The 23,644-nt window shown below is 45.4% G+C and carries 18 protein-coding genes; 5 read left to right on the top strand and 13 right to left on the bottom strand.

What is annotated here, in order from left to right; genetic code table 11:
* Positions 1–166 precede the first annotated feature (166 nt).
* Positions 167–643 carry a DsrE/DsrF/DrsH-like family protein gene (locus tag PAENI_RS12015; protein WP_042192628.1) on the top strand — a complete coding sequence of 159 codons (477 nt, stop codon included), beginning with the start codon at positions 167–169 and terminating at the stop codon, positions 641–643.
* Between the two features lie 86 nt (positions 644–729).
* Here PAENI_RS12015 and PAENI_RS12020 read toward each other — a convergent pair whose 3' ends face one another.
* From PAENI_RS12020 to PAENI_RS12035, 4 genes are all read right to left on the bottom strand, one after another.
* Positions 730–3,006, bottom strand: coding sequence for a glycoside hydrolase family 65 protein (locus PAENI_RS12020; RefSeq protein WP_262495585.1), 2,277 nt, complete (start codon positions 3,004–3,006; stop codon positions 730–732).
* 22 nt (positions 3,007–3,028) lie between these two features.
* On the bottom strand, positions 3,029–3,877 hold the full coding sequence (locus PAENI_RS12025; RefSeq protein ID WP_149645392.1) for a carbohydrate ABC transporter permease: 849 nt from the start codon (positions 3,875–3,877) through the stop codon (positions 3,029–3,031).
* The gene (locus PAENI_RS12030) at positions 3,877–4,755 is read right to left on the bottom strand and encodes a carbohydrate ABC transporter permease (RefSeq protein ID WP_231573358.1); all 879 of its coding nucleotides are present in this window, start codon (positions 4,753–4,755) and stop codon (positions 3,877–3,879) included. Before PAENI_RS12030 ends, PAENI_RS12025 begins: the two co-directional genes overlap by 1 nt.
* A gap of 83 nt (positions 4,756–4,838) precedes the next feature.
* The gene (locus tag PAENI_RS12035; RefSeq protein WP_076297952.1) at positions 4,839–6,134 is read right to left on the bottom strand and encodes an ABC transporter substrate-binding protein; all 1,296 of its coding nucleotides are present in this window, start codon (positions 6,132–6,134) and stop codon (positions 4,839–4,841) included.
* Positions 6,135–6,322: 188 nt separating this feature from the next.
* On the opposite strand from PAENI_RS12035, the gene PAENI_RS12040 reads away from it, so the two are divergent.
* Positions 6,323–7,045, top strand: a complete 723-nt coding sequence (locus tag PAENI_RS12040) for a helix-turn-helix transcriptional regulator (RefSeq protein ID WP_081382667.1) — start codon at positions 6,323–6,325, stop codon at positions 7,043–7,045.
* 173 nt (positions 7,046–7,218) lie between these two features.
* On the opposite strand, the gene PAENI_RS12045 is transcribed toward PAENI_RS12040, so the two are convergent.
* Positions 7,219–9,480: a copper amine oxidase N-terminal domain-containing protein gene (locus PAENI_RS12045; protein ID WP_149645393.1), complete on the bottom strand. Its 2,262-nt coding sequence runs from the start codon at positions 9,478–9,480 to the stop codon at positions 7,219–7,221.
* A gap of 367 nt (positions 9,481–9,847) precedes the next feature.
* Between PAENI_RS12045 and PAENI_RS12050 the strand changes: the two genes are divergently transcribed.
* Positions 9,848–11,359, top strand: coding sequence for an aminotransferase class V-fold PLP-dependent enzyme (locus PAENI_RS12050; protein WP_149645394.1), 1,512 nt, complete (start codon positions 9,848–9,850; stop codon positions 11,357–11,359).
* An 8-nt stretch (positions 11,360–11,367) separates the two neighbouring features.
* Here the strand turns inward: PAENI_RS12050 and PAENI_RS12055 are convergent, their stop codons facing one another.
* Both PAENI_RS12055 and PAENI_RS12060 read right to left on the bottom strand, forming a co-directional pair.
* A complete protein-coding gene (locus tag PAENI_RS12055) occupies positions 11,368–12,282 on the bottom strand; it encodes an aldo/keto reductase (protein WP_149645395.1) in 915 nt (304 codons plus the stop codon).
* Between the two features lie 44 nt (positions 12,283–12,326).
* Positions 12,327–12,944 (bottom strand): TVP38/TMEM64 family protein, encoded by a 618-nt coding sequence (locus PAENI_RS12060; protein ID WP_042192646.1) that lies wholly within the window; start codon positions 12,942–12,944, stop codon positions 12,327–12,329.
* Between the two features lie 117 nt (positions 12,945–13,061).
* Between PAENI_RS12060 and PAENI_RS12065 the strand changes: the two genes are divergently transcribed.
* The gene (locus PAENI_RS12065; protein WP_149645396.1) at positions 13,062–14,189 is read left to right on the top strand and encodes a copper amine oxidase N-terminal domain-containing protein; all 1,128 of its coding nucleotides are present in this window, start codon (positions 13,062–13,064) and stop codon (positions 14,187–14,189) included.
* Positions 14,190–14,332: 143 nt separating this feature from the next.
* On the opposite strand, the gene PAENI_RS12070 is transcribed toward PAENI_RS12065, so the two are convergent.
* From PAENI_RS12070 to PAENI_RS12085, 4 genes are read right to left on the bottom strand one after another with little or no spacing between them, the layout of a single operon-like run.
* On the bottom strand, positions 14,333–14,584 hold the full coding sequence (locus tag PAENI_RS12070; protein WP_149645397.1) for a hypothetical protein: 252 nt from the start codon (positions 14,582–14,584) through the stop codon (positions 14,333–14,335).
* A complete protein-coding gene (gene hydA, locus PAENI_RS12075; protein ID WP_149645398.1) occupies positions 14,584–16,011 on the bottom strand; it encodes a dihydropyrimidinase in 1,428 nt (475 codons plus the stop codon). Before hydA ends, PAENI_RS12070 begins: the two co-directional genes overlap by 1 nt.
* A 2-nt stretch (positions 16,012–16,013) precedes the next feature.
* Positions 16,014–17,303 (bottom strand): NAD-dependent dihydropyrimidine dehydrogenase subunit PreA, encoded by a 1,290-nt coding sequence (preA, locus tag PAENI_RS12080; RefSeq protein ID WP_149645399.1) that lies wholly within the window; start codon positions 17,301–17,303, stop codon positions 16,014–16,016.
* Between the two features lie 45 nt (positions 17,304–17,348).
* Positions 17,349–18,740 carry an NAD(P)-dependent oxidoreductase gene (locus tag PAENI_RS12085; RefSeq protein WP_149645400.1) on the bottom strand — a complete coding sequence of 464 codons (1,392 nt, stop codon included), beginning with the start codon at positions 18,738–18,740 and terminating at the stop codon, positions 17,349–17,351.
* A 317-nt stretch (positions 18,741–19,057) separates the two neighbouring features.
* Here PAENI_RS12085 and PAENI_RS12090 point away from each other — a divergent pair, with 317 nt between their 5' ends.
* Positions 19,058–20,746, top strand: a complete 1,689-nt coding sequence (locus tag PAENI_RS12090; RefSeq protein ID WP_149645401.1) for a PucR family transcriptional regulator — start codon at positions 19,058–19,060, stop codon at positions 20,744–20,746.
* On the opposite strand, the gene PAENI_RS12095 is transcribed toward PAENI_RS12090, so the two are convergent.
* Both PAENI_RS12095 and PAENI_RS12100 read right to left on the bottom strand, forming a co-directional pair.
* Positions 20,721–22,079 carry an aspartate aminotransferase family protein gene (locus PAENI_RS12095; protein WP_149645402.1) on the bottom strand — a complete coding sequence of 453 codons (1,359 nt, stop codon included), beginning with the start codon at positions 22,077–22,079 and terminating at the stop codon, positions 20,721–20,723. The genes PAENI_RS12090 and PAENI_RS12095 overlap by 26 nt on opposite strands.
* Before the next feature lie 31 nt (positions 22,080–22,110).
* Positions 22,111–23,574, bottom strand: coding sequence for a CoA-acylating methylmalonate-semialdehyde dehydrogenase (locus PAENI_RS12100; protein ID WP_149645403.1), 1,464 nt, complete (start codon positions 23,572–23,574; stop codon positions 22,111–22,113).
* Between the last annotated feature and the right edge of the window lie 70 nt (positions 23,575–23,644).

The raw sequence follows: 23,644 nt of genomic DNA on the forward strand, positions 1-23,644 counted from the left end.
CGCATACTTCTCCCCTCCATAACCATACTAATGACATTCCAAGCTAACACGTCTTCGGCGTCCTCTTAAGGACGCTAAACGTTTATGCGAGAATTATAAGGATAACGTATATCGTGAAACTTATACTTTCTTATAATTCAATATAAGTAACGGGAGGACTATCCAGGTGAGTAAAAAAATAAATCTTCTGATGTTCAGCGGAGAATACGACAAAGCCATGGCGGGATTGATCCTAGCGAATGCCGCGAGAGATATTGATGTAGAGGTTACGATGTTTTTCTCTTTCTGGGGTTTGTTTCTGGTGCGTGATCCGGAGAAGATGACGCTAGAGGATAAAAGTATTTATGAGAAGCTGATGGATGTCATTACGCCAAAGGGCCCTGGGCAGCTGCCACTCTCCCATTTGAATTTCAGCGGGCTGGGCCGGATGATGCTAGAGGAGATGATGGAGGAGCAAGGCGCGCCGAAGCTGATTCATTTTCTAAAAGGGGCTCGTAAAAAAAACATCAAGTTCTATGCCTGTAAGCTCTCCGTCGAAATCATGGGCTTTAAAACAGAAGAACTGCTGCCAGAGGTCGAGATTATCGATGCTGCGGCGTATTTAAGAGATGCTTTGGAGAGTGATGTTCAGCTGTTCATTTAGCGGTTGAAATTAATTAATATAAGAAAACATAAAGCGACATGGGGAATTTCCCATGCCGCTTCGGATTTCAATTGTAAGGATATAAATTATACCGTGATGATTGTCTTGCCCATTGGAATCTTGAAGTGCTTCTCCATTACTTTGATATGAATCAGCTCTTGTGCATCCACGATTAATTGCGTCTTCAAATGATTCACTTCCACGGTAATCGTCGCTTGACGGTAACGCATCGTGAAGGTGTATCCCTTCCATTGCTTCGGCAATGTCGGGTTCAAAGCCAAATGATCATCCTTGATCCTTACACCCGAGAAGCCATAGACGATCGACATCCATGTACCACCCATGTTCGCCATATGCAATCCGTCTTTCGTGTTGCCATGAGTGTTATCCAAATCCATTCGTGCCGTTTCAATGAAATAATCGTACGCCTTGTCCGAGTAACCTAACTTCGAAGCCATGATGCTATAGATCGCGCAGGATAAGGACGAATCATGAGTTGTCAGCTTCTCGTAATAATCGTAGGAGTTCCGCAAGACATCGGTTGAAATGCCATCCTCGAGCAAGAAATGCGCCAGCACCGTATCGGCCTGCTTCAACACCTGATGACGATAGATGTGTAGCGGGTGATAGTGAAGCAGCAGTGGGTGTTTTTCTTCCGGAGTGTTCTCGAAATCCCACACCTTCTTCGCTAAGAATGAATCATCTTGTGCATGAATGTTCAACTTCTCATCGAAAGGCAGATACATCTTCGCAGCCGCTTCTTCAAATGCTGTAATCTCATCTGTTGTTAAGCCAATGCGACTACACAAAGCTTCCCATGCTCCAGGATGAGTTTCTGCCAGCTGTTTATACCACGATGCAGCCCACTCTAGATTATATTTTGCAAGTACATTCGTGTAATAGTTATTGTTTACGATGGCCGTATACTCATCCGGACCTGTTACATCATCAATCTTGAATAGACCTTCATGATAATGACCTAGCTCCATCCAAGTTCTTGCAGTTTCAAATACGACTTCCGCACCGAATTCCGCAATGAAATCTTTATCACCTGTCGCGAGATAATATTGAATATACGTATAAGCAATATCACCATTAATATGATACTGTGCCGTACCGGCTGGGAAGTACCCCGAGCACTCTTCCCCTGTAATGGTACGCCATGCGTAAGCGGCCCCCTTCTTGTGGCCTAGCTCTAGCGCACGCTTCTTCGCTTCGCCTAGAATCGTATAACGGTAACGAAGCAACTGCTTCGCCAGCTCTGGCTGACAGAGGATGAAGAACGGCAGGATATAGATTTCGGTATCCCAGAAATAATGTCCCTCGTAGCCCTCACCGCTTAAGCCTTTGGCTGCGATGTTACTGTATTTATCTTTACCCACAGATTGCAGCAACTGATATACGTTATATCGAAGACCTTGCTCAAGTACCTCATCACCTTGGATCTCGATATTTGCAATTTCCCAAAAATGTTGTAAATATACTTCTTGTGCCATGTAAGCCGCTTGAATCCCTTGCGTTAATACCAAAGCCATCAACTCACGTCCGTGAGCAGCTGGATCTTCGTGTCGACGTGTATCTGTAAATACGTTGAATTTTGTGAATTGAACAATATCCTTACCGGCTGGGAACGCATACCGCACCATTACACTTTTCTCACCCTTGATCAGTTCACTGTTAACCGCAGGCGTTGTCTGATGAACTGTTGTTGCCGCCACTTGTAGCTTCGATGTATTTGTCTCAAGTACGATTTGTAAGGAGGTCTCGTCGAACACCTCGATATTCTTCATATCCAATAGCTTGGCATGACCCGATGCAACACGAGGGTCATTCGCATTCGTATAGTTACTCACATCGCCATTCACGCCAGAGGTAATCGTCACTTCATCCTGACAATTGATACGAGTTACCTCAATATCTATCGTGAACAATTCGAGTGTTGTCAATGACGCCATGCGTGTGAATGAAATTTCGACCTCTTTACCTTGTGGTGATATCCAGTGCACGAGCCGTACGTACTTACCTTCGCGCATATCGAGATAACGCCGCCCAGATACGACCGTTCCTGTGAAAAGACTGAACTTCTCCTCCCCGATATGAATGGTCACATCCTGTACATCCATCACATTCACAAGTTTCTGTTGTGTATCGGGAAAGCCATACGCACTCTCCCCATATAGCATCGGTGTAATATCATAAAATGCATTTATATATGTTCCACGAACCGTTGGCTCGTCACCTTCGTAACCTTCTTCAAAATTACCTCGAACACCTACATAACCATTAGCCACATTAAAAATACTCTCACTAACGCCGAGGTCTTGCATATCCCTATGATTCTCAATAATCCAGCCCGACTTCATATGAAGGCCCCCTCATCCAATTTTATTTCACAGCACCTGCCATAACGCCTTTAATAATGTATTTCTGTGCGAACAGATAAAAGATAATAACCGGAATAATCGATACGACAAGTCCTGCCATTGCAAGGTTCCACTGAATTGTAAATTCTCCAAAGAAAAAGAAGGTTGACAATGGAATGGTACGAAGCGCTGGGCTTGTTAAGGTCAAGGATGGAAGTAAATAGTCATTCCAAATCCACAATAGATTCAAGATTCCTACAGTCATCGTAATTGGCGTAAGCATTGGGAATACAACCTTCCAGAATGTCTGCCACGTATTACAGCCCTCTATCATCGCCGCTTCTTCAAGAGCAATCGGTACCCCTTTAATAAAACCATGATAAAGGAAGACCGACATACTTAGCCCAAATCCGATATACATGAAAATTAGGCCATAATGTGTATTAATCATAGAGAAATTAAGTGATGGGATATCCCATTTGTTTAAATATTGCATTAGCGGAATCATCACCGATTGAAACGGGATGAGCATCGTACCTACGAATAAGAGGAGAATGCCATTGGACAATTTATTCTTCATGCGAACAAGCATCCAAGATGTCATCGCTGAGAAGATAATAATAAGCCCAATACTAATGACACTCACTAAGAGCGAGTTTTTAAATGCTGTCAAAAAGTTCATTTTATCCATTGCCGCAGCATAGTACTCGAAGGAAAAGGATTTCGGCAGGCCGAACGTATCGGTGAATATCTCGGCACGTCCTTTGAACGAATTCACAAACATAATATACATAGGCAACAGCATAAGAAGTCCACTAACCCAAGCTATAACTTCAAGCAATATTGAAGTTGATTTATTGCGACGTTTCATTATTGTTCAACCTCCCTTTTCTTCGAGATAACGACCTGCGTAACCGTCACAACTAAGATGACGAGGAAGAAAATAATCGCCTTGGATTGCGCGAGCGCATATTGATTCATACTAAACGCGGTTTTAAAGATATTCATTGCAACAAGCTCGGTTGTACCGTAAGGACCACCGTTCGTTAGTGAGATATTGGTATCATATTGTTTGAATGCGTTCGACAGCGTCAAGAACAAGCTGATCGTGAAGGCTGGCATAATGAGTGGGAACATAATTTTGCGGAATCGCATCCATCCGCCTGCGCCATCCATATCAGCTGCCTCCAGCACCTCATCCGAAACACCTTGAATAGCTGCGATGTAGATGATCATGACGTAGCCGGCCATTTGCCATGTTCCTACGAAGACCAGCGCCCAGAAGGAAGCCGTCGGATCATCCAACCAATTGAAGAAGATCGAGCTATTCCCCATTACTTCTCCAACCTGTACGAAGAATTTCGTGAATACGAACTTCCAGATGAAACCTAGGATCAGACCACCGATCAAGTTCGGCAGGAAGTATATTGAGCGTAAAAGATTACGCGACTTAATTTTGGAAGTCACCAGCATCGCGAGTGAAAGTCCGATAACGTTAACGAGAATAATCATGCATACGGCATATTTAAATGTCAGGCCGAAGGATGTAAGAAAATCTGAATCTTGAAACACCCGTACATAATTATCGAAGCCTACAAAGTTAGAACCTGCAAATTTAAACCCATCCCAATCTGTAAAAGAGTACACAATCCCCATAACGAATGGAATGATGACTACATTTATAAAGATGAATAATGATGGAACAATAAAAGCTGCGGCTATTAAATTTCTCTTTACACTTTTCTTCAATGGTTTCACCTCTTATCCATTTCTACAAAACAGGAAGAGGCCGCTTAACGAATATTCGAGAAGCAGCCTCCATAGCCATACGATTATTTTTTAACCGCAGTCATCCAAACATTCTGAAGTGCTTCTAACAAGCCCTCGCCCGTTAATTTTCCTGCATAGTATTTTTCCATTTGGTTCGCAAACTCTTGATCTGCTCCCGCTGGGAATTGATCGAATACCCATTTCACTGTCTTGCCTTCACTTGCATAACGGTTCACTTCTTGGGATAACGGATCCATTTTGCTAGTATCAAAACCGGAGTACACAGGGATAAAGTTAAACTCATCCGTTACATAGTGCTGACCCGCTGGATCTGTTAGCAACCAATCCAAGAACGCCTTCGCACCCGCTTGTTGATCTTCCGATGCATGCTTGTTCACGCGGAAGAAGTTACTGTTACCTACCGCAATACCTTGATTACCTTCGAAAGGTACTGGCAAGAAACCGTATTCAAATTTCACATCATAATCGTTCAAGAGACCTTGTGCCCAGTTTCCTTGGTGAATCATCGCATATTGTCCTGCCGCGAAGCCTGCAACTTGTTCATCATACGTATCTTTACTCAAGTTCGTATGGTCTTTGATCTTGTCCAGATCAGCAACGTACTCTTTCAATTCAGGAATATCTTGAAGCTTCAATTCGCCAGCATTAATCTTAGCAATCGTACCCGATGTATCTTTCATTAATGCAAATGGCCAGTTAAATGGATGCATGAAACGGAAGTAAGACTCTTGTGCATACGCTATGGCCTTCTTCACGCCTTTCACTTGCTCTAGCTTCGTGCTTGCTGCAACAAGGTCATCCCATGTCTTAATATCATCCGCATTCACGCCTGCTTCCTTGAACATATCCTTATTATAGATAAGTCCGAAGCCTTCAAGCGCAACTGGCAAGCCATATAATTTACCATCATTACGCGCTGCTGTATCTTGTCCTTCAACAATTTTGCTAGCCGCTTTCATATCATCCAAGGGTGCCATATATGGAAGATATTTTTGAAACTCTGAGCCAGATGCTGTTGTGAAAATGGTTGGTGCTTTTTCAGGTGCGGAGCTGAATTGTGTCTGGAGCACCGTCATCAGGTTGTCACCTGCTGCTCCTAATGCTTGTACTTCATATTTATCTTGAGTTTTATTGAATTCTTTCACTGCATCCTCTAGTGCACTTTGGATTTCTACTTTATTCTGAATGATTGTAATAACCGCTTTTTTACCAGTTCCTTTAGACGTTGTGTCTGCGCTATTTGCCTTGTTTGCCCCATCATCACTTTTTGCTCCACAAGCGACTAACGTGGATAACATAGCTACAGATAATAATGCTGCCCCTACTTTTTTCTTCATCTGCAATACCCCTCTTCTGAAGATTTCATAATTTTTATTTGTATTTCTAAAATTGAAAGCCTTTACAAAACTGATATTACACGATAATATAACACTTAATTATAAATTCTTAACATTAGTTTCGATTTATAAATACGGATTATATTGTAAAATCCTCCCTTAAACAGGTAGCCTAAAGGAGATTATCCATGCTAGACATTACTGCCGTCCTCGAACGCAATATGGCGAAGAATCGCTATCAGAACTATATGCACCCTTCCTATGAGCACGAAAAGAAGCTCGTCTATGCAATCCAACGCATTGATCGTGAAGGTGCCGTTAAAATATTGAATGAAATCAACCTGCTGGAACGAGCCAACCTGTCACCGAAGCCTTTGCAGTCGTTGAAATATTCTCTAGTCGCTAGCTGCACCATTTTTACGCGTGCGATCATTGAGGCGGGAGTCGATTCCGAGTCCGCGTTCATTCTCAGTGACCATTACATCAACTTAATTGATGAGAGCGACTCGATCGTGAAGACCGTTGAGATTGAATACCTCATGCTAAATAGCTTTATTAGTGTCATCTCAACCCATCGTTCGTATTCGTATGGACCTATCATTAATAAGACGATCGCCTATATTAAAAAGCACATTGAAGAGAAGCCTACGCTAGAGCGAGTTGCGGAAATCGTGCAGTTGCATCCGAATTATCTCGCAACGCTTTTCAAACAAGAAACAGGGAGCACTGTCCTCAACTTCATCCATAAAGAAAGAATAGATGCGATCAAGAACTTCCTGATCCATACAAATATGGCGCTTCAGGATATTAGTGATATCTTCGGCTTCGCTTCCTCTGCCTACTTCTCTACCTACTGCAAGACGCATCTAGGCATGACCGCAAGGGAGTATCGAAAAGATCACATGAAATGACAAGCAAAAACGCCTTCGGCGTCCTTAAAGGACGGAAAGCGTTTTTGCGAGAAATATAAGGATAAAGTATAGCGTGAAACTTATACTTCCGTATATTTTTTAAAAAAGGCGAATTCTCATTCATAGCTGAATGGAATCTCGCCTTTTGGTCCCCTAATGATTACTTTGCATAACTATCTCTTCGGTGGTTGCGGTGTAATCAGGAAGTTAACCGGCAAATTACTACCAGACGCTGCAGTGAACAATATCTCAACAGAGCCCCCTTCATCACCTGTACGATAAACCACACTATTCAAGTTTGCATTTGTAATACTGCCGGTACTTGGCATTTGAACAATTTGACCATTCACCATAACAGGTCCCATATAATTACCACCACGCGGGTTAAAGGTAATTAATGAATTTGGAGCAACATGTTCAAATTTGATTTTGTATAGTACTCCGAAGTTGCCTGCATTGGATGCACCAGTTCCTGACATAGGGTCGGTGCCCGTCAAATTCAAATCACTTGAATTATCACCGATGAGAAGTCTCGCAGGTGTTCTCCCTACTTCATCCGTAACAGTCATGATACGTGTAGAATCAGCATAAGTCCCTCGGTTATGCACGCCATCACGATCCAGTATTGGAAGCATAGGAAGTGTGGTTAACGGATCTTTATTCGCATCAATCATCATAACATTGTATTCAATAGGATAATCACTATAAAAGTCCGCTTGGAGTGAAACGATTTCGCTCGGTTTTATTGCAATATTATTCAGATCAGACAGGATAGAGACGCTTTCACCAGGTTGCAGGACCGTTGTCTTGTAATCTTTTTTCGTTTGCATGGATTCCCAGTAACGTTGCACTGAGAGTTTACCCGTAGCTTCTGGAAAGGGGTGTGGGCCTCCAACGCCTAAATATTCTGTTGTGATCGTCGTAGGGGATAGATTGTTGTTCTTAGCTATCACATATACCTTCATTTTAGTATTCATATTATTCTTGTGGTGAATCAAAAAGCGGGTTCCACCGAACGATGTTTCACGATAAGTAATCCCTTCCATATTTACGGTTTCTGGACTGTTAGCGCGAATAAGATTATAAGGCTCAGAAGTGAGCGTATAAGCTACCTTCTGCCAGTTTGGAACATTGGATCCGTCAATATCAAATACACTACCCGGAGAAGCGAACAATCTATAGAAATCTTCCTTACTGTACAAGACTTCACCCGTAATATTAATGACTTTTTCAAAAGTGCTGATTGCGCCATGTGAATCTTCTACTTGAATAGAAACTGTTGCAGGACCAGGCGTGAAGAAAGCTTCCGCTTTATTCGTCCAGGTCGTTGTTTTAAGTGCATCTCCGTCTGGGTCGGTGCTCATATCCGTATAAGTGATCATCTCACCCATTTTGTAGGAATTCTTATCGGTCGTAAAATTTGCAACCGGCGGTGTATTCGGTTTTAGAATCGTGATCGTCGTGGAGTAGGGATCACTCCATTGTCCATTAGCATCCCTAACAGAGTAGGATACTACATATTGCCCAGGTGTATCATAGATATCCTGCTTCCCTTCCCACTTCTCTTCAACTATGGCTGAACCAATCGGTGAAGAGCTAGAAGTCAAGAAATTCACTGGATCACCAGCATAAATTATAGCCGGTACTGTAAAAGAAGCTTTAGGCTTCAAATTTAGCGAAAGAATGACTCGTTTTTGCACATTATCCACGGTATACGGAATGCCCAGCGCCCCAGTAATGGACGTCAATGGAATCATAAAGGTTCCTTTGAATTGATAAGCTGGACCTTTCATTGTCACATTCTTACCATTTACGGAATAAATCTTACTGTCTGTCTTGAACCGCATAACGTCGCTGCCTTTAGTAACAATAGTCTCTTTCGTCTTATAATCGTAAATGTATTTCACACCTACACGTTCAACCATAGCTCTAATCGAAACGTAGGAAACGCCATTCTTCACTGCCATTGGCTGATTAGCCAAATATTCAATGCCATTCTGATACATTTTGTTACTATTCATCATAAGTACAAGCTGATTGCTAGCCCCTGCATTAACTATATCTGTTGTAATCGGTGGTGTGGTGGTCGCAGGTATAAGTGTAAGACTTGGACTCGGTGTGGGGGATGGTAACGTTGTTAAAGTAGAATCGGTTGTTACCCCTGTAATTGGCGTTACTGTCGCTGTTGGCGTTGGCGTTGGCGTTGGTGTTGCTGTTGCTGTTGCTGTTGCTGTTGCCCCTTCTGCTACCGGACGTGTCAATGATGGCAATGGATCAGTAGCTTCTGGAATTACTTCCGCAACAGATGTAGTAGCCACTCTTACTCCACTGGTGTTACTGGAGGTAACATTTCCAGCTTCAGCAAAAACGGGCACTGCCGCAGCAGTCTGAGATACGGCCAATAGTACAACTAATGATAGTTTTTTTAAATGCATGATTTGACTCCTCTGCTCCATTTGTAAATATAAGTGGCCCTATCTTTACCGTCCTCTTATATTCCTTGTAAAAACACTTTCACCCCTACCGAGACAATGCTTTTACTTCATGGTACATTCATTATTTCAAATCGTATTATTTGACGCAGTAGATCTCAAAAAGTTTCATTATAAGTAAATAAAAAACAATGTTGTATATTAATTACACCATTCACCTCTATCTCCTTTATTTGTTATTCCTATAAACTCCACCTAGGCTTTAACCCAATTCTCCAAGCAAGCATATACTGATGCCATAGAAACTACTGGCACGCCGAAAATAAACTATGACCTTACCACTATCGGCGTACGGGCTGGAGGGAAATCCGTGCTAAACATCATCCACGCCTCTTCTGCAGAGACGCCCGCTTCACTACAAAACCATTTCGAGATTTTTCGTGAGCACACCATTGGAATTCGGCATCAGATCACCACACCCTATGGTAGACAGCCCCTGCTGTATGCCGATTGGACCGCAAGCGGACGCTTATATGAACCGATTGAACGGAAGCTGCAGGAAGCCTTCGGTCCATATGTTAGTAATCCACATACAGACTCCAACACGACCGGATTAACCATGACACTGGCTTATAATGAAGCGCGACAAATTATTAAAAAGCATGTAAATGCTGGCCCTCAGGACATCCTGCTCTTCTGCGGAAATGGAACAACGGGAGCCGTAAACAAGCTGCAGCGTATCATGGGCTTAAGACTCCCTGAGTGGATTCAGGACTATAGCTCCCATTCGATGGAGGAACGTCCTGTGATCTTCACCAGCCATATGGAGCATCATTCCAATATCCTTCCCTGGCAGGAGGGGATTGGTGATGTTGTGACTGTTCCTCCCGGAGAAAACGGAAATATAGATCTTCAGCAGCTTGAAGCCCAGTTGAAATTGTATCAGCATCGCCGCTGGAAAATCGGTTCATTTACGGCTTGCTCCAATGTGACCGGAATTCAGACTCCCTACCAGAAGCTTGCCGCGATTATGCACCGCCACGGAGGCCTATGTTTTGTAGATTTTGCCGCCAGTGCACCCTATGAGCCTATCGATATGCATCCTGTCTCACCGCTGGAGAAGCTGGATGCAGTCTTTTTTTCTCCGCATAAATTTCTGGGTGGACCGGGCACGAATGGCGTTCTAATTTTTGATGAGGCTCTAAGTAATGGACGTATTCCTGACGAACCGGGTGGAGGTACAGTGGCTTGGGTTAATCCTTGGGGAGGACGGCGCTACACCAACGAAATAGAGATGCGGGAAGACGGGGGAACACCGGGGTTTCTGCAAGCTTTTCGGACGGCACTTTGCGTGAAGCTGAAGGAACAGATGAATGGAAACGGTCAATATATGGTGATTAGAGAGCACGAGCTATGCCAGCAATTTATGAACGGGCTCCGAAGCATACCCGAATGCTCGCTGCTAGCTGGACATTATACAGAACGTCATGGCATTGTCTCTTTTACACTACGTGATATTCATTATAATCTTGCAGTTCAACTACTGAATGATCGCTTTGGTATACAAGCCCGGGGTGGTTGCTCTTGTGCAGGTCCTTATGGGCATTACTTACTTGAATTAGGGTGGGCGCAATCTGCTCAGATCGCTGAGGCAATTACTGTAGGAGACCAGTCGCTTAGACCGGGTTGGATCCGCATCTCTCTACACCCCATTATGACGAATCAGGAGGTAGAGAGAATTGTATCCGCTGTACGAAATATCGTGATCCATTTCCAACAATGGAAACAGGACTATTTTTATGATGCTTCTACGAACAGTTGGACCCATATCTACAATGAGGATCCCGCTGAGGCGAAGGTCAAAGCACTTTTTTCGGTGTAGTTTCCAGCTTATTGTGTAGTGTCCTTCACCATGTCCAGATCGGCAGCACTAGCGTTGGAGATAACTTGTTCTACATTTTTACAACCTGGAATTACACTGGTTACTGCGGGATGCTGAAGGCACCACGCCAAAGCCCACTGCGCCATATCGAGTCCAGAAGGGACTTCATTGGCAGCAATTTCAGCTACAGCGCGCAGCTGTTTTTGCCTTACATCCTCTTTATGGTTAGCACGCACATCACCCTGACCAAATACCGCATCCGGCTTGTACTTGCCGCTTAAATAACCACTCGCTAACGGAACACGCGCCAACACACCTAATTTATGCTCGATGCAGAGCGGAAGAATCTCTTCCTCAGGTTGACGATCCAGGCGATTATATACTACTTGTATGGCCTCTGCTTGCACATCCGCTGCTGCAGAGGTCTGATGTACACCCGAGACTGATGCACTTATCGAGACGCCTAAATGACGGATTTTCCCTGCCTGCTTCTGTCTGTCGAGCATGCTCCACAGCTTGTCATTATCGAATTGCTCATCCGTTCCGGAATGGAATTGATAGAGGTCGATGTACTCAGTCTGAAGTGCACGCAGGGAATCGTCCAGTTGCTTCAGCACATCCTCAGCACGCCATAACTGTTCCCGCTGCAAATGTCCCTGAAAATGATGACCAAATTTCGTAGCTACAATCCAGTCCTCACGTTTCCGGCGAGCCAGATAACCCCCGATGAACTTCTCTGACAAGTGATCTCCATAACATTCTGCCGTATCAATCAGGTTAATACCGAGCTCTCCAGCCTTATCTAGCATGGCATCGACTTCTGCTTGAGTGAAATCCTTGCCCCACTCTCCACCGAACTGCCAAGTACCCAATCCGATCACCGATACATTCATCCCTGTACTGCCAAGTTTACGATATTTCATCATCATTTCCTCCTTTGTTTTATTAAAATAGTCCATTCACAGTACTAAGCGGCCTTGTTTCCATCTTCCACCGTTCTAGCGAACCGCGCCTCGATGGCTTTAACTCCCCATAGTGACAATCCAATAAACACCAAGACATAGATGATCTCCCACGGCTGGCGGATAAATCGTTCCAGATCATTTCCAATATATGAAACTGCGAATACCATGATCGCTTTGCCCACAGTGAGCGCAAGGAGGTATGAACGAAACCTCATACCAGCAAGACCAGCAGCCATATTAATTACAACGAAGGGGCCAACCGGGAATATACTAAGCAGAAATACATAACTGAATCCGCTTTGCCGCACCCATGTCATACTTTTGGCTACCTTTGGCCGTTCTGCCCATTTTCGCAGATACCGATGCGAAGCTACTTTGCGAATAATCCAAAATGTTGTCACACAGCCCGCAACCAAGCCGATCCAAGAATACAAAAAACCTAACCATAAACCATATACAGCCCCGTTTAATCCGACGATCGCAATAGTTGGTAGTGGTGGTATAAATGATTTCAAAAACGTTAACGCAATGCCCGGAAAGGGCCCAAACGAACGATATTGTTCAAGCAGATGCCGCAGATTATCCTCTGTCAGCCAAGACATAATATCAAGAAAGTACATAACCAGCTGATCTCCTCATCCGATTGGAATTCTTAACACCTGGTCTCAATTATACACGAAGTTGCGAGCATTCCTACAGCTCTTCCAATATAAAGAAAACAAGCTAGAACTACATGAATGACAGTGGGTAAGTTCTTCGTTACGATAGACAAAATAAGATTAAGTTACTTCATTACAAAGGGACTTCAGGACACTTATCTTGACAGCACAACGATTAATAGTAAGATGAGAGTTGATGGAAATAAAATGAATTTATGGGGGCGTTATTTGTTGAAGAGATTGTCGGTTCTAGCAATGATATGCGTTTTGATATTTTCTGTAGGTCTTATTCCTGCTCCAGCGTCAGCAGCTTCTAAGGGATCCCACATTTTTGTGGATGGGGTGCCACTAAATTCGAGATCTGTGAGCAAAAACGGAGTTTCGTTCGTCCCTTTCCGAGAATTATTCGAGAAACTTAAGATGAGTATAGACTATAACGCAAAACTGAAACAAGTTACGGGCACCAAAGGCGACTTGAAGATAACTTTTACTATTGGTAGCAAAACAGCATACGTGAATGGCCAGAAAAAAATGCTGCAGGCGGCGCCGTTTGCTCAGAATGGCACTACGTTAATTCCGGTTCGTATCGTTGGTGAAGCAACCGGGAACGCCGTTTATTATTCAGCAGCAGCAGATGTGATTCAAATTAATAGCCCATCTTTTAAAGGTGCCTCTTACACCATTGACGGCATCCCGATCTTATTCAACGCCAATGGAACTGTCTTGTTTGGTCCCAACGCATTAAAAGACATGAATTTACAAAAGGAAATAGCTGAGATCGATGCCATTAAAGATTTCGCAGCTAACGCTCCCAAAATTCGTATTGTCGGAGTACCGCCAACACAAGAACAATCCAAAGATCCCGGCTATAAAGGATACCCTGATTATTTTGACGCCAATTATGTAACCGCAGCCGGAAACAAGGAAACCTTGCCTCCGCTTATGAGCGAAGGTTGGATTTCCTTATCTATGCTCTCCGAAATTGAAAAAATCATTAATCTTGGAAATAGTGATTCCAACACCCTTAGCATAGGTAAATATGCTGAGATGGGCCTAGTAAGATACGATATCGTTGTGACAGATGAATACAAAAAAGCAAAAACAGGCCAATTCACGTTAAGCGACATACGTGTAAAGAAATATAAGGGCACTATGTATCTTAACATTGAGGATTTACAAACCGTTGGCCTCATTGAGCCTAATTAAACTAGCTTGTTAGTTAGTTCAATAATTCAGAGAAAAGGCCATCCTTTTGCAGGGTGGCCTTTAAATTTTCATCATCACAACAAAAAGCCGAGCTCCAAGCTCCCGGTTCAGGAGCTCACTACTCAGCTTCAAATCCCCTCACTTCAAACCTCTGCACTGTAACAACCCGCCTGCGCACCTTCCGCCCTCAGCTCCGCAACCACAAGGGTTGTCACGTACTTACGAGCATCCGCTGTCAGTAGTAGCAGCTCTACCGAGCTTTTAGCCGGCTCCCCTCTGACAAACTTTATTCGGGCACCGTCCAAATCCTCTTGGATACTAGCAATCGTATATCCTTTAAAGAGCAGCCCGTCGATCTCCTGCTGTTCTTTGGCATATTCCGTAAAAGCAGACATTAGACTACACCTCCGCTGATTTCCGCCTTGGAAGGAAGAGGAGCCTTCGCTGCAAAACGCTTGCGCTTTAAATATTTTCCCGACCCGGGTTTACCAACAAATTGCTTGTCTCGAATCACAAATTCGCCTCGACTGAGGACGGAAACAGGCTCTCCCTTTACTTCAAAGCCCTCAAACGCATTATAATCGACGTTCATATGATGTGTTTCTGCGGAGAGTATTCTTTCTACAGCCGGATCAAAAATAACCAAGTCAGCGTCACTGCCTACCGAGACCGTACCTTTTTGCGGATACAAGCCAAACAGCTTGGCGCTAGAGGTAGCAATAATGTCTACGAATTTGTTCAATGAGATCCGGCCTTTCTGCACACCTTCTGAATAGAGAATCGTAAACCGATCCTCGATGGTCGGCCCACCGTTCGGGATTTTGGAGAAATCGCCTAGCCCCAGATCCTTTTGTCCTTTGAAATCAAACGAGCACTGGTCAGAGCCAATCGTCTGCAAGCTGCCGCTCCATAGCGCATCCCATAAAACATCCTGATTCCACTGCTCACGCAGGGGCGGAGACCACACGTATTTGGCACCTTCGAAATTAGGCTTTTCCAGCGCCGTCTGATCCAGCACTAAATACTGTGGACAAGTCTCGCCGTAGACGCGCAGTCCCTTTTTACGCGCTTCAGCAATCTTCCAAGCGGCTTCCGCACAGGTCACGTGTACAACATACAGCTGAGAATCTGTCAGTTCGGTTAGATAAGCTGCGCGTCCCGTAGCTTCACCCTCCAGCTCCGGCGGGCGGGTCAGCGCATGAAAGATCGGGTCGGTATTGCCTGCGGCCAAAGCCTGCTCTACAAGATATTCAATGACATCTCCATTCTCCGCATGCACCATCACGAGTGCACCTTCTTTTTTCGCAGCTTGAAGGGTCTTAAAAAGTGTGCCGTCATCCGCCTGAAAAGTATTCTTATATGCCATAAATACTTTGAGCGAGGTAATGCCTTCATTCTCAATTATCTCCGGAAGCTCACCGAGTACCTTATCGTTTAATTCCGAGACCATAAGGTGGAAGCTGTAATCAATCACCGCTTTATCCTGTGACTTATGATGCCATGTATCTACGGCTTGCTGTAGCGGTTGTCCTTTGGTGGTTAAGCAAAAATCAATGACTGTGGTCGTTCCGCCATATGCAGCCGCAATGGTTCCCGTCTCGAAATCATCGGCTGTAACCGTGCCGCCAAAAGGCATATCCAGATGCGTATGAGGATCAATGCCTCCAGGAAAAACATAACACCCCGAGGCATCTATAATTTCCGCACCAGGGACATCCAAATGAAGGCCAATCTCCGTAATAACCCCGTTTTCAATTGCCACATCGCCTGTATAAGTATCTGCTGCGGTAACGATGATGCCATTTTTAATAATCTTTTTCATCCTTACACCACCTCCACTTCCGAATAGGAGCCATTCAAGCTACTGATCACCTTCTGCCTTTCATTCCAGGTCAGAGGGGCTACCCCGGTATCCACTGGAACCATATCGATCGCGCCGTCCGCTGGACAGACAATTGAACAAAGATTACAACCTACACAATCTTCCTCGCGGACCTGTAGAATAGCTTTCCCATCTGCATTAGTTAACATATCAATACATTGATGTGAAGCATCTTCGCAGGCAATATGGCATTTATTACAGTTGATGCAGTTGTTCTCATTAATACGGGCAACGACCTTATAGTTGAGATCCAGATCACCCCAGTTGGAGTATCTGGATACCGATTTGCCGATTAGCTCTGTTACAGAAGCTAACCCTTTATCATCCAAATAGTTGTTCAGCCCATCGATCATTTCCTCCACAATCCGGAAACCATGATGCATAACCGCTGTACATACCTGAATACCTGTAGCACCCATTAGCATAAACTCCACAACATCCTGCCAGGTCGAAATCCCTCCAATACCGGAGATAGGAATGCCTACTCCCCGGTCACGGGCACACTCGGCCACCATGCTAAGCGCAATAGGCTTCACAGCTGGACCACAATAACCTCCATGCGCACCTTGACCTCCAACGTTCGGAATCGTATTCCAGCTATGAATATCTACACCAGCAAGACTGTTGATCGTATTGATCATACTAATCGCGTCCGCTCCCCCCTTAACCGCATGGCGGGCAACGACGGTGATATCCGTAATATTAGGCGTCAGCTTCACAATCACCGGGGTCGTCGCAACTTCTTTTACCCAGGTGGTCTGTGCCTGCACCAGATCAGGCTGCTGCCCCGAAGCAGCGCCCATTCCACGCTCAGCCATCCCGTGCGGACAGCCAAAGTTAAGCTCCAGACCGTCTACACCCACATCCTCTACCCGCTTAACAATCTCATGCCATTTATGCTGCGTTGGTTCTACCATCAGGGAGGCTATAATCGCATGATTCGGGAACCTTTTTTTCGTTTCATAGATTTCCTTCAGATTGACTTCAAGCGGACGGTCGGTGATCAGTTCAATATTGTTAAAGCCCGCAACCCGTTGCCCATTAAAATTTACTGCCGCAAAACGCGATGAGGTATTAATGATCGGATCGCCGAGCGTCTTCCACACCGCCCCGCCCCAACCTGCTTCAAAGGCCCGCTGCACTTGATAACCTGTATTCGTAGGCGGCGCAGAGGCCAGCCAGAACGGATTCGGTGATTTGATTCCTGCGAGATTAATACTTAAATCTGCCATTGATATTCCCTCCCTGTCATGTTAAATCCAATTTGATCTCTACGCTCAACCCGCAGATCTAATAACGGCATCCTGCTGGCCTGAGAATTGTTTAACAATCGCATGGGCCGCATCTTTTCCCTGCTGTGCCGCCGATACAACCATGGCCTCGCCTTTGCCTGAACCAAATATGATATCGCCAGCGGCATAAATTTGCGGATCGGAGGTTTGACAGGTGGCTTCATCCACCTTTACAACCCCACGGTCATGCACAAGGCCTAAGGAATCTATTAGATCTAGGCGACGCTTTTGACCAATAGCTATTACAACCGCATCTACAGGAATCAAGAACTCAGAACCCTCGATCGGCATAGGTACTGGACGTCCATCTTTGCCCAGCTCCTCTGTCAGCTTCATCTGCACACACTCCAGTGCTGTTACATTCCCAAACTCATCACCCACGATACGTTTCGGTAAGGTAAGCCAGTTGAACTCCACACCTTCCTGCTTCGCGAATTCATATTCAAAGTCATATGCCGTCATCTCTTCGCGGGTCCGGCGGTAGACTATTTTCACATTGGTGGCTCCCAGCCGCACTGAGCAAGTCGCTGCATCAATAGCCGTATTCCCTGCACCAATGACAGCGACCCGCTGACCCATCAGCTCTAGTAGAGGAATGCCAGTCTTAGTGGATTCTACGAGCGCAATGGCATCATATACGCCAACCAATTTTTCACCTTCAATCCCTATTGGAGGCACATAACCCATACCTGCTGCCAAAACGATGGCATCATAATTCGACTTCAGCTCATCTACAGAAACATCTACTCCGACTTTTACACCTGTACGTATTTCCACACCCAGCTTCTCTATCTGCTCCACTTCCCAAAGAGATACAGACTGCGGAAGCCGAAACGACACAATCCCATGCGTATCCAGCCCACCCGCTAACGCCTTCGCTTCGTAGATCACGACAGCAAAACCTTCACGGGCGAGCTCCCTAGCCGCTGACAATCCCGCAGGACCACCACCGATTACAGCTACCTTTTTCCCGTTAGGAATGCCTGCCTTAAATAATTGAACTCCGCTGTTCATCGCCCAATCTGTCGCATAACGCTGCAGCAGTCCGATCTGGATCGGTGCCGAGGCATCGTTTAACACACAGGCGCCTTCACACAGCTCATCTGTAGGACAAACACGAGCACAGCTGGCACCCACAGGATTGGAATCCATAATCGTCTGTGCCGAGCCTTTCAGATTGTCAGTGGCGATCCGTTTGATAAAGGAGGGAATATTAATGCTGGTCGGACATGCTTTAATACATGGGGCATCGTAGCAATATAGACAGCGATTGGACTCATCCATCGCACCCTTATGGGTCAAAGGCGGCTCAGCCTCGGCGAAGTTACGCATGAACATATCAGGTGTAAATGCTGTTAACGGAGAAGAATGCTCCATCACTAGTCCCTCCTTATGGGTAATTTTTCATATTTGTGTTATATAATATTACATTATTTCAAGTTTTGTCTGAATATTTTGCTTACATCTTTAATTTATTGTAGTAATATAAGCACTAACAGAAATTATTTCTCAATATTCTTCCTGATTAAGTTATATATACTAACATCCGTTAATCAAACTATAGTCATTTCGAATTTTCGTTGCATTAGACACTTTGTCTAATTTCAAAACCGTATTTTTTACGTGTGAGAATAGGCTGAGAATAACAGGACGTTAACAGTGGGCATAGCACAGAAGAGCGAGGGGGAGTAACTATGGACTGGGAGCTTGTATTAACCATTCGTGACGCTTTAAAAAGACCACTATTCGCAGAAGCCGAGGTGTTCGGCGGGAAAAGCGGCCTAAGCCGTGCCATTCGCTGGGTGCATGTGCTGGAAAGTGCCAACTTCGAGACTCTGATTCATGGCGAAGAAATGATTTTGACTACGGGGATTGGTGCAAGTGTCGATCTCCCATCCTCCTTGGAGTTTATGCAGAACCTAATCGACAAAAATGCAGCTTGCCTATGTATTGAGTTAGGTACGTATTTCAGCACCATCCCGCAAGAGATGATCGACTTAGCCAACAGGCATGACTTTCCGCTAATCATCTTCACCCGCACGGTTCGCTTCGTAGATATCACGCTGGATCTTCATTCGATCATCATCAATCGGCATCACCGGATGCTGCAAGAACTAGAAAGCATCTCTCGTGAATTCCACCGTCTGACGTTAACCTCACAAGGAACAGTGAAGGTGCTGCAATTATTATGTAAAAGCACCCGCACACAAATTGTCTATATGCAGCTGCAAGGTAAACCCTTATTTTTCCCGGCACTTCCGCCCGATGAGCAAACTCCCCTGCTGAATTTCTTCACCACCTTCGGTGACGAGATGGAAGGCATTCAACCAGACATCGCCCCTTACACCCGAGAATATGGACAAAAGACAATTGCAATCAAGCCTGTAGGCGCGCTGGATCAGACCTGGGCTTATATCCTGATGGTCTGTAATCATAAGCCACAGGAATTTGATTGCCTGCTGCTGGATTCCGCCTCGTTGTCCATTGCTCAAGAGCTGCTGCGTACCCGATATATGGAGGAGCGTAAGCTTTTTTCAGAAAATCTATGGGTCGACGAGCTGATCAATGGTCGTATAGAGGATGACAATCGCTTAAAAGGCTTGATCGGTTCCAATTTCAACATGGTCAACGAACTCCCTTACCGTGTATGCCTTATCGAAATCAAGAACCCTAGAGACGTAAAATGGAACAGCTCAGAGAACGAATGGGAATCAATTACCTTCCACCTTTCGCTCATCCTGCGTTCCATCTTCGAGAAATATTCTTTGCGTCCGCTGATCACCCTTAAGAACAATCGCCTCACCGTCATCGCACTCGACATTCAATCGAAAATGCCTGGAAAAATGCGGCTTCAGCAAGCACTTGAAGCCCTTCAACATATCCGCTCCGACGAGAAGCTCAAGGATTTGCAACTGGTCATCGGAGTCAGTAAATCGCATAAGCGCCTAATACAGGCCTATTCCGGTTATCAAGAAGCTTTGCAAGCTTTGTCTCTATACTCTTGTTATCAGAAGTCACTGCTCTTTTACGATGAGCTTGGCGTATTCCAATTACTACTTAGCCTAAATGATGGGAAAACGTTGCAGAACTTCATTTCCAGTTATCTCGGCCCGCTAATCGACCACGACCAAACCAAAGGCAGCGAGCTGCTGCTTACCCTTCGTGTTTACCTTGATCATGATGGCTCCAAACAGATTGCCGCTCGGAATTTATTCATCGTTAGACAGTCACTGTATTATCGCCTGGACAAAATAACAGAGCTACTGGGTGAAGACTTCATGCAGCCAGAGAATCGCATCTCCATTCAAGTCGCCCTGCGCGCCTACCAATTTCTATATCCAGACAAAATCACTTTACCTAGCCCCCGTTCAGCACAGATTTAAAGGTGTCGATAATAAATTCTATATCTTCATCCGTGGAGGATAACGGCGGGGCGAAGGTAAGCACATTGTTGAACCCAGCTACGGTATCGCCATTTTTGCCGATGATAAGTCCTTTTGATTTGCATTCAGCAATAATGCCTTTCACAATACTCAGATCAACTGGCTTTTTGCTAACCTTATCTTCAACCAACTCGATGCCTGTCACTAAACCAAAGCTGCGAACATCACCCACAAGCTTGTGATCCAGTAACTCGGTGAATGCAGTGTTCAGTCTTTTGCCCAAAAGCTCTGCACGCTCCACCAGCTTCTCCTGCTCGATAATTTCCAGATTGCGTAACGCTAGTGCACACGAAGCCGGATTGCCACCAAAAGTATTCACATGGCGAAAATGACCATAATCATCACTATTATCCTTGAACGCTTCATAGATATCCTTACGAACAGCAGTGGCAGATAAGGGAAGATAAGCACTAGTCAACCCCTTAGCCATTGTCACGATGTCAGGCTTCACATTAAAGTTGTGATGACCAAACTTACGTCCAGAGCGTCCGAATCCACAAATCACCTCATCCATAATGAGCAACACACCGTGCTTACGGCAGATTTCCTGCACCCGATCCAAATAAACCTGATGCGGTACAATGACGCCACCACCCGTAATTACAGGCTCCATAATCACCGCAGCTACCGTCTCCACGCCTTCCCAGATGATCATATCCTCTATGGACTGTGCACACTGGAGGTTGAATTCTTCCACAGTCATCCCGGCCGGGCGGCGATAGCTGTCCGGGGGAGCTACATGCAGAAACCCGCCTGTCAGCGGTTCATATTTATATTTGCGTTGGGCCTGGCCCGTTGCAGATAATGCCCCAAGCGAACTACCGTGGTACCCACGATAACGGGCAATGAATTTATGGCGATAATGCTGGCCGATTTGCTGCTGGTACTGGCGGGCCATTTTGAAAGCAGCCTCATTGGCTTCCGATCCACTATTGGAAAAAAAGATCACATAATCGTCTCCGAGCCATTCATTCAGCTTCTCCGCCAGCGCAATCGCCGGGAGATGACTTTGTGTCAGAGGAAAATAAGGCAGCGTTAGCAATTGATTGTAAGCAGCTTCCGCCAGCTCCTTGCGCCCGTATCCCACATTTACACACCACAGGCCAGACATCCCATCCAAAAATCGATTGCCTTGTATATCCGTGATCCACGACCCACTTGCCGAGGCGGCAATCATAGGCGGATTTTTTTCACTATAAGGTGTAATGTTGTGCCATAAATATTTCCGATCCTTGCTCACCGCAAGCTCACTATCATTCCCCAGACTCTGCATAACATCTTCTCCTCTCAGCAGCTCATTTTCTCTAATAACGGGCAGTGATCATCTTTTTACGCGTATAGAATTCCACCCCATCACGGCCATTGGCATGCAGGTCTCCATAGAATGATTTCTTATAACCCGAGAAGGGGAAAAAGGCCATGGGCGCAGGCACACCCAGATTCACACCCAGCATTCCTGCATCAATTTCTTCCCGGAACTCGCGGATCGCTTTAGCGCTATCTGTGTAAATGCACGCCCCATTCGCGAATGGAGACTGATTCGTCACCGCAATAGCTTCACTTAAACTCTTCACACGGATCACAGACAACACCGGTGCAAAAATCTCATCCTTCCAGAGGGTCATTCCCGGCTGTACATGATCAAATATCGTCGGTCCGATAAAATAACCCACACCGCCCACAGCAGCATCTTTCCGCCCATCTCTCACTAACTCGGCTTGTTCAGCTTCACCAGTCTCAATGTAATAAAGAGTACGATCCTTATTCGACTGGCGAATTACTGGACCCAAAAACACCCCGTCATCGGCACCATTACCAATCTTAAGCTCATCTGCAGCCGCAGCCAGACGACTCACTAGCTCGTCAGCAATATCCTCATGAACCACTACAACCGAGCAAGCCATACACCGCTCACCCGCTGAGCCAAACGCAGCGGCAATTATATTCTTCACCGCATTATCCAGCTCCGCATCAGGTAACACAATTGAATGATTTTTAGCTCCAGCTAGCGCCTGCACCCGTTTCCCCTGCGCCGTCCCTGTCTTATATACGTATTCCGCAACCGGCTGCGAACCGACGAACGAAATTGCCTTCACTTCATCATGCTCCAACAGCCCGTTCACCACCTCATGCGCTCCATGAACCACATTCAGCACACCTGGTGGAAAGCCCACTTCAGCAAATAATTCAGCTAACCGATTGACCAGCAGCGGCGTACGCTCAGAAGGCTTCAGCACAAAAGTGTTTCCACAAGCGATGGCAAGCGGAAACATCCAGCAAGGGACCATCATCGGAAAATTGAACGGAGCAATCCCACCGATGACCCCCAGCGGATAGCGGTACATCCCGGATTCAATTCCGGTAGCAATATCCGGAAGCTGGCTGCCCATCATCAAAGTGGGGATGCCTGCGGCAAATTCCACACACTCAATGCCACGCTGCACCTCACCTTGCGCCTCTTCCAGACTTTTGCCATTCTCCAGCGTAATCAGCTCGGCCAGCTCATTCCAATGCTTTACCAGCAGCTGTTGATATTGAAAAAAGTAGCGGGCACGACGCGGCACAGCGACCCTTTTCCACGCTTGAAATGCCACCGCAGCCGCTTCTACTGCCGCACCCAGCTCTTCCTTACTGGAAATGGGCACATAAGCAATCACTTCACCCGTCGCCGGATTATATACCTCTTCATCTCGCCCGGACGACGATTCTACCCAAGCTCCATTCACATAATTTTTAACTCTTTCAGCCTGCGTTACTAGGAGAGACATAGCTCACACCTCTTTCTCTGTTTCAGATGCACTGATGGACTGCTGATTATAATAGATGACCGCCAGAACG

It is taken from the genome of Paenibacillus sp. B2(2019) (assembly GCF_008370385.1).
Taxonomy (GTDB): Bacteria; Bacillota; Bacilli; order Paenibacillales; family Paenibacillaceae; genus Paenibacillus_AQ.